Genomic DNA, 13,132 nt, shown 5'->3' with positions numbered 1-13,132 from the left:
GCAACGAGGACAGAGAGAAATGCCAAGCCGGCTCAGCGATAGAATGGGGCATGGTGGGCCTGCAAGGATCGCCGACCGCCCAGCGATGCGTGAAGGGCCCGCGTGACAGCGCCACGCACCTGCACCGTGCGGCCGCCAAACCGGCGCTCGGCCAGATCGAGATCGGCCGAGCGGCATCGCGCCAGGCGCTGCTGTAACCGTGCGTCTGGAATGAGACAGGATCGCCGCAACGTACAACCCGAAAAACCCGCTGTAGTTGTAGTTCGCATAACCGATTCTTCGTCAAGCGTGGCATACTAATCAAGTGGACGGCTTGATTGCTGTGGGAGAGCAGGTGGGGCGAGATGCTGACGTCTATAATTGTATCGTGCATGAGCACGATCTGAGACTGGTCGCACTGGCAGCGCTCATTTGCGGTATTTCTTCCTTCTCGGCGGTCAACCTGCTTCGCCATGTCGACCGCTCGAGCGAGCGCAACCGCTATACCTGGCTGATGATAGCAGCCACTTCCACCGGCTTCGGTATCTGGGCGACGCACTTCATCGCAATGCTTGCCTTTTCTCCCGGAATCCCCAACGCCTACAATACGGAAATGTCGGCGCTTTCGCTCGCCGGTTCCGTCGCCCTGACCGCTGCGGGCATGTGGATCGCCACCTTGCGCCGGGGCATCGACTACCCTCTGGTCGGCGGCGCGGTCCTCGGCGCTGGTATCGCCGCTATGCACTATATCGGCATGGCCGCCTTCGAGGTCGAAGGGCGCATCGTCTGGAACCCGCTGCTGGTCGGCGTCTCGGTGCTGACAGGCGTCACCCTCGCCGCGCTGGCGCTGCTGGTCGTGTTGCGACGGCCGTCCATGCAGGCCACAATCGCCGCCGCCATCCTGTTGACGCTGGCGATCTGCAGCCTGCACTTCATCGCCATGGGCGCGGTGTCGATCTTCCCGGACTCCTCCATCGAGATATCGCAGTTCACGGTCGAACCGGTGTCGCAGGCCTTCGCCGCCGCTGCAGTCAGCATGGCTATCCTGGTGCTTTCAGCCGCAGCATTGTGGATCGACCTTCGCTTCCGGCGTCACAAGCTCGAGGCCGAGCGCATGCACGGCCTCGCCAACGCCGCCGTCGAGGGGCTGATCGTCTGCGACGGCGCCCGCATCGTCAGCGCCAATGACAGCATCGCGGCACTCACCGGCATTGCGCCGGAAGTGCTGAACGCGATGCTGCTTGGCGACCTCTTCGGCGAACGCACCGCGGCCGGCATGTCCGACTGCAGCGGACAGGCACAGGAAGCCGAACTCAGAGCCCATGACGGCGCCACCATCCCCGTCGAACTTATCGCTAGAAGCATCGACTATTGCGGCAAGCGGCACAGCGTGGTCGCCGTGCGCGACATCCGCGAACGCAGGAAGGCCGAGCAGGAGATCCTGCGCCTCGCCCATTTCGACCCGCTGACCGGGCTCCCCAACCGCCGCAGTTTCTCCGGCCGGCTCGAGGCCGAAATTGCCGCAATGGACCGCGGCGGCAAGGGTGGGCATCTTGCGCTGCTGCTGCTCGACCTCGACCGCTTCAAGGAAGTGAACGACCTGTTCGGGCATGGCGCCGGCGATGCCATGCTGCAGAAGGTGGCGCTGTGCGCCTCCGCCGTGCTCCGCCACGGACAGATGCTGGCGCGTCTCGGCGGCGACGAGTTCGCCATCATCGCTCCGAACCTTCCCGATCCGCAGGCGGCCGGCCGCATCGCCGAGGCGGTGCTGGCGGCCATGCGCGAGGAAAACCGGCTGTCGGTCGGTGGCGGGCTGGTGTCGGCCAGCATCGGCATTGCACTTTATCCGCTCGACGCCGATGAGCCGACACTCCTGGTCAGCCACGCCGACACCGCGCTCTACCGCGCCAAGGCCGAGGGCAAGGACACCTACCGTTACTTCGAGGCCTCGATGGGCGCCGAGGCGCGAGACCGGCGCGTGATGGAGCACGAACTGCGCCAGGCCATGGCGCGCGATGAGTTTCGCCTCGTCTACCAGCCACAAAAGGAGATCAGCAGCGGGCGGATGGTCGGGTTCGAAGCGCTGATCCGCTGGCGCCATCCACAGCGCGGCGACGTGTCGCCGGCGACCTTCATCCCGGTGGCCGAAGACAGCGGCGTCATCATCCAGATCGGCGAATGGGTGCTGGCGACGGCCTGCGCCGAGGCAGCGCGCTGGAAGAACCCTCTCACCGTCGCGGTCAATGTCTCGGCGGTGCAGCTCCACAATCCGAATTTCAGCCGCAAGGTGCATGAAGTCCTGCTCGGCTCCGGCCTGACGCCCGGCAGGCTCGAACTCGAGATCACCGAAACGGCGCTGGTCAAGGACATGCCGCGCGCGCTGGCGACCTTGCGCCAGGTGAAGGCGCTTGGCGTGCGTGTGGCGATGGACGATTTCGGCACCGGCTACTCCTCGCTGTCCAATCTCCGCGCCTTCCCCTTCGACAAGATCAAGATCGACGGCTCATTCATCAAATCAGTCGACAGCAACGGCCAGGTGGCAGCCATCGTGCGCGCCGTTCTGGGGCTTGGCCGCGGTCTCGGCCTGCCGGTTCTGGCCGAGGGCGTCGAGACGCTGGGCGAGCTGAAATTCCTCGACGCCGAGGCCTGCGAGATCGGCCAGGGCTACTATCTAGGCCGGCCGAGCCCGATCGAGGCGTTCAGCGAACTGACCGGCGTCGCGGCGCCGGCGGCACACGACGACGCCAGCGTCAAACAACGCGGCGGCAGCATCTTGATGCTGCCGCCGGCGGCGGCCCTGCGCTCAGCCTAGAGCAATTTCAGGAAAAGTGTGAAACGTTTTCCGTCCGAAATTGCGTCGAAACAAAAAGTTAGCGCGGGTAGCCGTTTCGACGAAACGGTGAACCGCTCTAAGGGGCGAGTGCGGCCTCGACCAGGCGCTTGGCATCCGGTCCCGACCATTCGGCCGGTCCGTTCATATGCGCGACCAGGCAGCCTTCGCCATCGATCAGCATGGTGACGGGGAGGCCTAGCGCCAAGCCACGCGTCTTGACGTCGTTGAACAGCGCCAGCGTCGAATCGCGGTAGTAGCCGAGCGACCCGATGCCGATATCGGCGAGGAACTTCTTCGGCTTCACATCGTCGCCGGCATCGACATTGACCGCGACCACTTCGAAGGCATCGCTGCCCTTTTCCTTCTGCAAGGCGTCGAGCGCCGGCATTTCGGCGCGGCAGGGCGCGCACCACGTCGCCCACAGATTGAGCAGCACGGTCTTGCCGGCATGATCGGCGATCGTCATCGGCTGGCCGTCGGGACCGTTGAAGGCGAGACTTTTCAGCGATTGCGGCGGATCGGCGGGCAGCAATGCCGCCACCTGGCCCGTGGCCGCGGCGGCAACCTTTTTGGCGCGGTCGCTCTTGGCGGCGCAGGCGACATCGTCCTTGCTGTTGCCCGCGCCGGCCGCAGGTGCGCTGCCGGTGGCTGCGTTGTTGCCAGACCCGCTCTCGCTGACATATACCGCGACCGCGCCGGCCAGCACGCCCGCCACCAAAGCGGCGAGGATCAGGCGCGGGGCCGGGAAGTATCTGTTAACGTCTGCCATTTTCTAAGACTGCTCCGGAGCACGGGTTATAGCGATGAGCGACAAGAAGGCCAGCAACCAGATGTGGGGCGGACGTTTTGCCTCGGGTCCGGCCGCGATCATGGAAGCGATCAACGCGTCGATTTCGTTCGACCGCAAACTCTATGCGCAAGACATAAGAGGTTCGATCGCCCACAGCGAGATGCTGGCTGAAACGGGCATTATTTCGGCGGCCGATCAAGAAAAGATCGCTCACGGGCTGAACACGATCCTGAAAGAGATCGAGGCCGGCACGTTCGAGTTCTCGACCCGGCTGGAAGACATTCACATGAACATCGAGGCCCGCCTCGCCGATCTGATCGGCCCGGCCGCCGGCCGCCTGCACACGGCGCGGTCACGCAACGACCAGGTGGCGGTGGATCTCCGGCTCTGGGTCAAGGACGAATGTTTCCGCGTTGCCGAGGCGCTGAAGGGGCTGATCTCAGCCTTGCTCGAGCGCGCCGAGGAGCATGCGGCAACCGTGATGCCGGGCTTCACCCACATGCAGGCGGCGCAGCCGGTGACCTTCGGCCACCACTGCATGGCCTATGTCGAGATGTTTTCGCGCGACCTGTCGCGCGTCCGCGACGCCATCGAGCGGATGGATGAAAGCCCGCTCGGCGCGGCAGCCCTTGCCGGCACCAGTTTTCCGATCGATCGCCACAAGACCGCCAAGGCGCTCGGCTTCCGCGAGCCGATGCGCAATTCGCTGGACAGCGTCTCCGACCGCGATTTCGCGCTGGAGTTTTTGAGCCTGGCGGCGATCTCCGCCACGCATCTGTCGCGGCTCGCCGAAGAAATCATCATCTGGTCGACGCCGCAATTCGGCTTTGTCAGACTGTCGGACAGTTTCTCCACCGGCTCCTCAATCATGCCGCAGAAGAAGAACCCGGACGCCGCCGAACTGGTGCGCGGCAAGACCGGCCGCGTCACCGGCCATCTGGTCGGGCTGCTGACGGTGATGAAGGGCATGCCGCTGACCTACGGCAAGGACATGCAGGAAGACAAAGAATCGGTCTTCGATGCCGCCGAGACGCTCGATCTGATGCTGGCGGCGATGACCGGCATGGTGCGCGACATGACGGTTAATGCCGCAGCCATGAAGAAGGCGGCCGGCTCAGGCCACGCGACCGCGACCGATCTCGCCGACTGGCTGGTGCGCACGCTGGGCCTGCCCTTCCGTGAGGCGCACCATGTCACCGGCCGCGCGGTGGCGTTGGCCGAAGAGAAGAAGGTGAGCCTGGAAAAGCTGTCGCTGGAGGATTTGCAGTCGATCAATCCCGGCATCACGGCAGACATTTTCTCGGTGCTGGCGGTGCAGAATTCGATCAAGAGCCGCACCAGCTTCGGCGGCACCGCGCCATCGGAGGTCAGGAAGCAGATCCGCAGCTGGAAAAAGCGCATCGCCAAGGCATGATGCCGGGGTGCAATGCGCCTAAAACTCGGTTAAAAGCGCAGCACATAAAGTTTCGGACGGATGGATCGATGACCGCAAGCAGGATTTTGGTGACGCTGACGCTGCTGACGGCGATGGCTGCCGTGACCGCTTGCGGCCGTAAGGCTGGTCTCGACACGCCCTATGAAGCGGCCGTCCAGGCCCGCAAGGACGCCGAGCGCGCCAAACAGCCGGTGCCGCTGGAGCCGGAAAAACCGGTCGTGGACAAGAAGTTCATCCTCGACCCGCTGATCTAGAGCCGATGAGACCGGCTTGGTCTTTCTGACCAGGTCTCGTGCTAACCAGGTCTCGTGCTCCAACTTCCGGAAACACTCTCGTGAACCATTTCGATTACCGCGACGGCGTGCTCCATGCCGAGGACGTGGCGATACCAGACATCGCCGCAAGCGTCGGCACGCCGTTCTATTGTTATTCGACGGCAACCTTGACGAGGCACTACCGGGTGTTCGCCGGGGCCTTTGCCGGGCTCGACACGCTGGTCTGTTACGCCTTGAAGGCGAATTCCAACCAGGCGGTGCTGCGAACGCTGGCAAAGCTCGGCGCCGGCGCCGACACCGTCTCGGAAGGCGAAATGCGCCGCGCGCTCGCCGCCGGAATCCCGGCCAACAAGATCGTGTTTTCCGGTGTCGGCAAGACCGCGCGCGAGATGGATTTCGCGCTCGAGGCCGGCATTCTCTGCTTCAATGTCGAATCCGAGCCGGAGCTTGAATTGCTGTCGGCCCGCGCCACCGCGCTCGGCAAGGTGGCGCCGGTGTCGCTGCGCATCAACCCGGATGTCGACGCCAGGACGCACAGGAAGATCTCCACCGGCAAGGCCGAGAACAAGTTCGGCATTCCATGGCAAAGGGCGCGCCAGGTCTATGCCCGCGCGGCCGGTTTGCCGGGCACCAAGCCCATCGGCATCGATACCCATATCGGCAGCCAGATCACCGAGTTGCAGCCCTTTGACGATGCTTTCGCGCTTCTGGCGGAACTGGTCGGCGCGCTGCGCGCCGATGGCCACGCCGTCGAGCATGTCGATCTCGGTGGCGGCCTCGGCATCCCCTACCGCACCGACAACAGCCCGCCGCCTCTGCCCGATGCCTATGCCGATATCGTCAGGAAGCATCTGACAAAGCTTGGGGTGAAGGTGATGTTCGAGCCGGGCCGGCTGATCGTCGGCAATGCCGGCATCCTGGTCTCGGAAGTGATATTCGTGAAGGAAGGCGACGCCAAGAACTTCCTCGTCGTCGACGCCGCCATGAACGATCTGATCCGGCCGACGCTCTACGATGCCTTCCACGACATCAAGCCGGTGGTGCAGCCGCCGGCCGACACGCCGCGCATGGCGGTCGACGTCGTCGGCCCGGTCTGCGAGACCGGCGACTATCTCGGCCTCGACCGTGACCTTCCCCGGCTCAAGTCTGGCGACCTCATTGCCGTCACCACCGCCGGCGCCTATGGCGCGGTGCAATCCGGCACCTACAACACCCGCCTACTTGTGCCTGAGGTTCTGGTCGACGGCGACCGTTTCCACGTCGTGCGCCGGCGCCAGACCTATGACGAGCTGATCGGCCTGGATTCGGTGCCCGACTGGCTGAAATAGAAGCCGCAGCGCCGGCTGCGCTACAGCCGGTTCTGGATGAGCAACCTTGCGTCGGCGATGCTGTCCTCGTCGCGGCGGTAGAACGTCCATTGCTTGATGCGCTTGGGCCGCAGCAGGCCGGCCTGGGTAAGCACGCGCATATGTTCGGAGAGCGTCGCCTGCGTAATGCCGAGCTTCTCCGCGATCAGCAGCGCGCAAACGCCATCCTCGACCAGATCGCCGTCTGCCTGGGCCGGGAAATGCGCCTGCGGATCCTTCAGCCAGTCGAGGATCTGCAGCCTGCGTTCATTGGCGATCGCCTTGAAGATTTCAACCTCTTGCATTTAGCCATTTTGCCAAGTTACTAATTGCTGTCAATCCCAAGGAGATGGTCATGACGAACGGCAACACCGTCACGCGCGAACGCATCGCCGCGATGGAACCGCGCATCCGCCCCTATATCAGGCACACGCCGGTGCTGCGCGTCGACATGGCCGATTTCGACCGGCCGCCGCTGGCGGTCGACCTCAAGCTCGAATGCCTGCAGCATTCCGGCTCGTTCAAGGCGCGCGGCGCCTTCACCAATCTGCTCGAACGGCCGGTGCCTGCGGCCGGCGTCGTCGCCGCATCGGGCGGCAACCATGGCGCCGCGGTCGCCTATGCCGCCATGCGGCTTGGCCACAAGGCGACGATCTTCGTTCCCGAAGTCAGCCCGGCGGCCAAGCTGCAGCGCATCCGCGGCTACGGCGCCGAACTGATCGTCGGCGGCGCCCGCTATGCCGAGGCGCTGGCCGCCAGCGAGGCTTTTGCTGAAAAGACCGGCGCGCTGCAGATCCATGCCTTCAACCAGGAGGAAACATTGGTCGGCCAAGGCACGCTCGGCCTCGAAATCGAAAACGATCTGCCCGACATCGACACGCTGCTGGTCGCTGTCGGCGGCGGCGGCCTGATCGGCGGCATCGCCGCCTGGTTTGCCGGCGGCATCAGGATCATCGCCATCGAGCCCGAAGGCGCGCCGACGCTGCATCACGCCTTCGATGCCGGCCACCCCGTCGATGCGCCCGCCGAAGGCGTTGCCGCCGATTCGCTGGCGCCCAAACGCGTCGGCGAGATGATGTTCCCGATCGCCGAGGCTTTTGTCGAGCGCTCCATTCTGGTCACCGACGACGCCATCATTGCCGCGCAGAAGGCGCTGTGGGAGCGGGTGCGGATCATCGCCGAGCCGGGCGGCGCAGCGGCCTTCGCAGCGCTGCTGTCCGGCCGCTACACGCCGGCGCCGGGCGAGCGGATCGCCGTCCTTGTCTGCGGCTCGAATACCGATCCGGCGAAATTCTAAACCTTGCTTCGACTGAAGTGGGACGCAAACCCGTCAAAGCTTTTCAAGTTTTCCGGAACCGCCTCGCCTTTGCCGTGTTTGCTGGTAAACTTCTGCTTGTTGAGTCCGGGCCATCCCGCCCGGGCAGGAAGGGCCGATGACGGAACGCCCCATTTCCAGTGGCGATCGCAGCCTGGCCGGGCGGCTTGCCCTGAGCCGGCTGGCGACACGGGTCTCGATGACGGTCGAGCGCGGCTGGCCGCTGCTTCTGCCGCTGCTCATCATCGCCAGCCTGTTTCTCAGCCTCTCCTGGCTCGGCCTTTTCCCCCGGCTGCCTGACATTGCGCGCGTTATCCTGGTCACGGCGTTCGGTATTGCCACGCTGGCGGCGCTCTATCCGCTGCGTTTCTTCAAGCTTCCATCCGCCGCTGAAATCGACCGCCGTATCGAGGCCGCCAACCAGCTGCAGCACAGCCCGGTGCTGGTGCAGACCGACCGTCCCAGCGGCAAGGAAAGCATCTTTTCCCAGGCGTTGTGGCGCGAACACCAAAAGCGCATGGCCGACAAGCTCGGCAGCCTTGGCGCCGACCTGCCGCGTACGCGCGTGCCGGAGCGCGATCCGTGGGCATTGCGTGCCGTGGCGGCGCTGCTGTTGGTCACCGCTTTTGCCTTCTCCTTCGGACCGTCCGGCGGCAGGCTGTCCGATGGTTTCAGTGCCCATGCGGCGCGCGACATCGTACCGCCGCGCATCGATGCCTGGGTGACCCCGCCGGCCTATACCGGCAAGCCGCCCATCTTCTTGACCGCGCCAGTCATCGATGGCAACGCCAAGCAGGCGGTTGCCACCTTCACCGTGCCGCAAGGCAGCGACGTCTCGCTGCGCGTGACCGGCGGCTCCGGCGAGGAAACGCTAAGCTTTGCCGACAAGGGCGGCAATGCTCGCGCCATCGACCCGTCGGGACCACAGGTGGCGGCCGTCAAGGCAGCGGCGGTCAACCCGGCGACCCCCAAGCTGCGCCAGTTCACCGGCAAGCTGACCGCCGACGGCACGCTGACGCTGAAGTCGGGCGAAGCCGATCTCGGTCGCTGGGCCTTCGCGGTGATCCCCGACAAGCCGCCGACGATCCGCTTCGTCGGCGAGCCCAAGCGCGCCGTCAACGGCGCCTTCGAGCTCAACTACCAGATCGACGACGACTATGGCGCGGCCACCGCCAAGGCGGTTTTCGCGCTGGCCGATCCGGCGGCGCCCGATGCGCATCCGCTCTACGGTCCGCCTGACCTGCCGCTGGCGCTGCCGCGCCGCGGCGGCAAGGCGAACGCCGCCAAGACCACCAAGGACCTCACCGAGCACGTCTGGGCCGGCGCCAGCATCAAGCTGTCGCTTGTCGCCACCGACGATGCCGGACACACCGCGACCAGCGAGACCAAGACTATTGTGATGCCGGAGCGGCCCTTCGCCAACCCGCTGGCGCGGGCGGTGGTCGAGCAGCGCCGCCTGCTGGCGCTCGACGCCAATGCCAAGCCGCGCGTGCTCGACCTGATGGACGCCATCACGCTGCGGCCCGAGGACACGTTCAACAACATGTCGCATTACCTCGCCATCATGAGCGCCCGCAGCCGGCTGAAGATGTCGGACAGCGACGATCAGTTGCGCAACGAGGTTGCCTATCTCTGGGAAATCGCGCTCGGCATCGAGGAAGGCAATCTCTCGTCCGCCGAAAAGCGGCTCCGCCAGGCCCAGCAGGCGCTGCAGGACGCCATCAAGCGCGGCGCCAGCGACGAAGAGATCGAAAAGGCGATGAAGGAACTGCGCGAGGCGATGAACGAATTCCTGCAGGAATTCGCCGAGCGCGCCAAGCAGAACCCGAACGCGCCGCAGATGCAGCAGAATGGTCGCGAGCTGCGTCAGAGTGATATCGACCGCATGATGGACCAGATCGAGAACCTGGCGAAGTCGGGCGACCGCGACAAGGCGCAGGAGCTGCTGTCGCAGCTGGAAAACATGATGAACAACCTGCAGGCCGGCCGTCAGCAGCAGGGCGGCGAGCAGGACAGCGAGATGCGCCAGCAGATGGACAAGCTGGGCGAGATCATGCGCCGCCAGCAGGAGATGATGAACGACACCTACCGCATGGACCAGATGCAGCGCGGAGATAATCAGCAGCCCGGCGAAGGCAATGGCGACGACCCGGACCAGCCGGGCGTCGGCAAGGATCGCGATCCTCTCGCCCGGCCGAAGTCGATGACACCGCAGGAATTCGCCGATGCGATGAAGCAGCTGCAGGAAGGCCAGGGCCAGTTGCAGAGCGAACTCGACAAGCTGAAGAAGGGCCTGGAAGGCATGGGCATGCAACCCAATGAGGGGTTTGGCGACGCTGGCAAATCCATGGGCAATGCCGAAAAGTCGCTTGGCGAAGGCGAAGGCGACCAGGCAGTCGGCCACCAGGGTCGCGCGCTGGAAGCGCTGCGCAAGGGCGCCAAGGAGATGATGAAGCAGCTGCAGGCGATGCAGGGGGACCAGGGCGGCAGCCAGGAAGGCGGCCGCCAACAGGACGCCGGCCGCGATCCGCTGGGCCGGCCGCGCGCCAGCCGCGGACCCGATTTCGGCGATTCGGTGAAGGTACCCGACGAGATCGACGTGCAGCGCGCCCGCCAGATTCTCGAAGCGATTCGCAAGCGGCTCGGCAACGCGCTCAGCCCCGACATCGAGCGCAGCTACCTCGAGCGGCTGCTGGAGCTGAAGTAGCCTCCAAGGCAACATCCGTCGAACTGAATGGTATCAGCGCCATGCCGAAACTCGGTGCCGTCACGCCCATCCTGCGCATCTTCGACATCGCCAAGGCACGCGAATTCTATGTCGACTTTCTCGGCTTCAAGGTCGAGTTCGAGCACCGCTTCGACGACAATGCGCCGCTCTATATGGGTGTAATCCGCGACGGCTGTGTCCTGCATCTGAGCGAACATCATGGCGACGGCGCGCCGGGTATAGCCATGCGCATCAAGGTCGAGGACATCGCGGCATTGCACCGCGAACTGATCGGCAAGAGATACCGCTACGCCCGGCCGGGCCTCGAAACCACGTCGTGGCAGACCCGTGAAGTGTCGGTCGGCGACCCCTTCGGCAATCGCCTGCATTTCTACGAGGATGCAACAGACTAAGCCGGCCGGTTGACGAACGCCTCGCGGATCGCCTCCTGCATGCCGTCGATAGCCTCGCCTGAGGCATTTGGGCTGCGGTGCATCACCACATTCGAGGAATCGATATGACCGAACCCGTCAGCGGCGGTGAGTTCACGACAGCCATCCGGAATATTGCTGTGCGAGATCGGCGCGATCGCCAGGCCAGAGGTGACGGCGAGCTTCAGGCCGCCGGTGGTGTCGCTGGTATAGGCGACACGGTAGGCCAGCTCACGCTGCTCCAGCGATTTGATGGCGAAGTCCTTGCACCAGCCGGCCCGGTTGTAGAGCGCGATCGGCACCGGCCGCTCCTCATGCATGTGATGCAGGCTCGATGTCACCCACACGGTCGGATCGTGCATCAGCACCTCGCCGCCGGAAGGATCCTGCCATTCGAACACCACGGCGAGGTCGAGTTCACCGGCCGCCAACGCTGCCAGCTGGGCGCCCGAATGTGCATAGCGCACGGTGACCTCGACCTTGGTGTGACGCTTCGAGAAGGCGCCGAGCGCGCGCGACAGGATGGCGTGACCATATTCCTCGGGAATGCCGATGCGCACAGGCCCGCCAAGCGGTGCCGCCGCCATCGATGCCGCCGTCTCGTCGAGCAGCGAGACGATGCGGCGGGCATTGACGATCAGCTCGCCGCCACGGCGCGTCAGCGCCACGCCGCGCGAGCCGCGTTCGAACAGGCTGTCGCCGACCAGCTCCTCGAGCTTCTTCATCTGCATCGACACCGCCGACTGGGTGCGCCCGGCCTGCTCCGCCGCCCGGGTGAAATTGCCCGCTTCGGCAATGGCGACGAAGGTGCGCAGGAGATCGCTGTCGAGGGGTGGCCGCATCGAATCCGTCATAAGCAAATTTGATCTCTGGTATCATTCCAATTCGTTTGCAACATGTCAAACGCCGCAGCATAGTCCGCTCGCCCATTGGATATGCCGCCGCGAAACCGGCTGCGGACCAATCAAAGAGTCCTCACTCATACCCGCTGCCCAAAACGGTGGCGGGTTCTTTTTACCCCATGGCCGGGCGGCTGCGGGCAGTTAAGGCAAGGGCCGGCAGAACAATATGCGCAACCGGATCGTTCTCGGCATCATCAGCCTGTGCCTTGGCGTGCTGGTGTTCTCGCTCCAGGACCCGCTGGTCAAGGCGGTGTCGGCCGGCTATCCCGTGACCGAGGTGATGTGGATCCGCTCGATCGTCGCTTTGCCGATCCTGGTCGTTCTCGTTCGCGCCGATGTCGGCCTGCGGGCCATTGTCTCGAAGCGGTTCGGCCTGCTGACGATACGCGCCTTCGTCCAGTTCTCCTCCTATACGGTCTACTATCTGGCGATCGCTGCCTTGCCGCTCGCCGACGCGGTGGCGCTCTATTTCATGGCGCCCCTGTTCATCATGGCGATAGCCGGGCCCTATCTCGGCGAGCGGGTATCCTGGCAGGCTCTCGCCACCGTGCTGATCGGCATGCTGGGCGTGGTCGTGATGCTGCGCCCGGGCGCCGGCCTGTTCGACTGGGCGGCGCTGCTTTCGTTGGGCTCGGCTTTGCTCTACGGCTTTTCACAGCTGATGGCGCGCAAGATCGGCGACACCGAATCCTCCACCGTCATGGCCTTCTACCAGAACGGCGCCTATCTGGTCGGCGCCGCTGCGGTTGCCGGCACATTCTGGCTTGCCGGCATAACCCATGCTGTCCACCCCAGCCTCGAATTCCTGGTGCGGCCGTGGGTCTGGCCGACGACCCCGGATTTCCTCAAGATGGCGGCCTGCGGCTTCGTCGCTTCGGCCGGCATGATTCTGCTGTCGCAGGCCTACAGGCTGGCGCCCGCCAACCGCGTCGCCACCTTCGAATACACCGGGATTATCTGGTCGCCGCTGTGGGGCTTCCTGTTCTTCGACGAGGTGCCGCGCTCGACCACCGCCATCGGTGCGGCGCTGATCATCGGCGCCGGTCTGCTGGCGCTCAACACCGAACGGCGCCGGAGCGCTGCGCCTGTCCTCGCCGCGTCTCAGGATGCCGCCTGAAG

The 13,132-nt window shown here is 64.9% G+C and carries 11 protein-coding genes; 8 read left to right on the top strand and 3 right to left on the bottom strand.

Translation table 11 applies throughout. From position 1 onward, the window contains the following. Window positions 1–334: 334 nt before the first annotated feature. Window positions 335–2,791 carry a bifunctional diguanylate cyclase/phosphodiesterase gene (locus NKI37_RS09685; RefSeq protein WP_352789858.1) on the top strand — a complete coding sequence of 819 codons (2,457 nt, stop codon included), beginning with the start codon at window positions 335–337 and terminating at the stop codon, window positions 2,789–2,791. A gap of 97 nt (window positions 2,792–2,888) precedes the next feature. Here the strand turns inward: NKI37_RS09685 and tlpA are convergent, their stop codons facing one another. Beyond that, window positions 2,889–3,581 carry a thiol:disulfide interchange protein TlpA gene (gene tlpA / locus NKI37_RS09680; protein ID WP_352789855.1) on the bottom strand — a complete coding sequence of 231 codons (693 nt, stop codon included), beginning with the start codon at window positions 3,579–3,581 and terminating at the stop codon, window positions 2,889–2,891. A gap of 34 nt (window positions 3,582–3,615) precedes the next feature. Between tlpA and argH the strand changes: the two genes are divergently transcribed. The 3 genes from argH (at window position 3,616) to lysA (ending at window position 6,640) form a co-directional block, all read left to right on the top strand. Then, complete coding sequence (gene argH, locus NKI37_RS09675; protein WP_352794417.1) at window positions 3,616–5,016, top strand: argininosuccinate lyase; 1,401 nt, start codon at window positions 3,616–3,618, stop codon at window positions 5,014–5,016. Window positions 5,017–5,084: 68 nt separating this feature from the next. Then, window positions 5,085–5,291, top strand: coding sequence for a hypothetical protein (locus NKI37_RS09670; RefSeq protein ID WP_352789850.1), 207 nt, complete (start codon window positions 5,085–5,087; stop codon window positions 5,289–5,291). Between the two features lie 80 nt (window positions 5,292–5,371). Next, a complete protein-coding gene (lysA, locus tag NKI37_RS09665) occupies window positions 5,372–6,640 on the top strand; it encodes a diaminopimelate decarboxylase (RefSeq protein ID WP_023698709.1) in 1,269 nt (422 codons plus the stop codon). A 20-nt stretch (window positions 6,641–6,660) separates the two neighbouring features. Here lysA and NKI37_RS09660 read toward each other — a convergent pair whose 3' ends face one another. Next, window positions 6,661–6,963 (bottom strand): ArsR/SmtB family transcription factor, encoded by a 303-nt coding sequence (locus NKI37_RS09660; RefSeq protein ID WP_023748498.1) that lies wholly within the window; start codon window positions 6,961–6,963, stop codon window positions 6,661–6,663. A gap of 50 nt (window positions 6,964–7,013) precedes the next feature. Between NKI37_RS09660 and NKI37_RS09655 the strand changes: the two genes are divergently transcribed. The 3 genes from NKI37_RS09655 to NKI37_RS09645 all read left to right on the top strand — a co-directional run bounded on the left by NKI37_RS09655 (window position 7,014) and on the right by NKI37_RS09645 (window position 11,093). Next, window positions 7,014–7,955 carry a threonine/serine dehydratase gene (locus NKI37_RS09655; protein WP_352794415.1) on the top strand — a complete coding sequence of 314 codons (942 nt, stop codon included), beginning with the start codon at window positions 7,014–7,016 and terminating at the stop codon, window positions 7,953–7,955. 136 nt (window positions 7,956–8,091) lie between these two features. Continuing rightward, complete coding sequence (locus tag NKI37_RS09650) at window positions 8,092–10,680, top strand: TIGR02302 family protein (protein WP_352789845.1); 2,589 nt, start codon at window positions 8,092–8,094, stop codon at window positions 10,678–10,680. 41 nt (window positions 10,681–10,721) lie between these two features. Beyond that, window positions 10,722–11,093, top strand: a complete 372-nt coding sequence (locus tag NKI37_RS09645) for a glyoxalase superfamily protein (protein ID WP_023685340.1) — start codon at window positions 10,722–10,724, stop codon at window positions 11,091–11,093. Here NKI37_RS09645 and NKI37_RS09640 read toward each other — a convergent pair. Further along, a complete protein-coding gene (locus tag NKI37_RS09640) occupies window positions 11,090–11,953 on the bottom strand; it encodes a LysR family transcriptional regulator (RefSeq protein WP_352789843.1) in 864 nt (287 codons plus the stop codon). The genes NKI37_RS09645 and NKI37_RS09640 overlap by 4 nt on opposite strands. A 226-nt stretch (window positions 11,954–12,179) precedes the next feature. Between NKI37_RS09640 and NKI37_RS09635 the strand changes: the two genes are divergently transcribed. After that, window positions 12,180–13,130: a DMT family transporter gene (locus tag NKI37_RS09635; RefSeq protein ID WP_023673317.1), complete on the top strand. Its 951-nt coding sequence runs from the start codon at window positions 12,180–12,182 to the stop codon at window positions 13,128–13,130. Window positions 13,131–13,132: the final 2 nt, after the last annotated feature.

The organism is Mesorhizobium sp. M0626, assembly GCF_040320665.1.
GTDB lineage: Bacteria > Pseudomonadota > Alphaproteobacteria > Rhizobiales > Rhizobiaceae > Mesorhizobium.
Note: the sequence above shows the minus strand (reverse complement) of the source record. Positions and strands in the feature narration are given on the sequence as shown.

Bases quoted from the DNA above. Each gene is read 5' to 3' on its own strand.
- tlpA (WP_352789855.1), bottom strand. From the start codon at position 3,581: ATGGCAGACGTTAACAGATACTTCCCGGCCCCGCGCCTGATCCTCGCC.
- argH (WP_352794417.1), top strand. From the start codon at position 3,616: ATGAGCGACAAGAAGGCCAGCAACCAGATGTGGGGCGGACGTTTTGCC.
- NKI37_RS09670 (WP_352789850.1), top strand. From the start codon at position 5,085: ATGACCGCAAGCAGGATTTTGGTGACGCTGACGCTGCTGACGGCGATG.
- NKI37_RS09660 (WP_023748498.1), bottom strand. From the start codon at position 6,963: ATGCAAGAGGTTGAAATCTTCAAGGCGATCGCCAATGAACGCAGGCTG.
- NKI37_RS09655 (WP_352794415.1), top strand. From the start codon at position 7,014: ATGACGAACGGCAACACCGTCACGCGCGAACGCATCGCCGCGATGGAA.
- NKI37_RS09650 (WP_352789845.1), top strand. From the start codon at position 8,092: ATGACGGAACGCCCCATTTCCAGTGGCGATCGCAGCCTGGCCGGGCGG.
- NKI37_RS09645 (WP_023685340.1), top strand. From the start codon at position 10,722: ATGCCGAAACTCGGTGCCGTCACGCCCATCCTGCGCATCTTCGACATC.
- NKI37_RS09640 (WP_352789843.1), bottom strand. From the start codon at position 11,953: ATGCGGCCACCCCTCGACAGCGATCTCCTGCGCACCTTCGTCGCCATT.
- NKI37_RS09635 (WP_023673317.1), top strand. From the start codon at position 12,180: ATGCGCAACCGGATCGTTCTCGGCATCATCAGCCTGTGCCTTGGCGTG.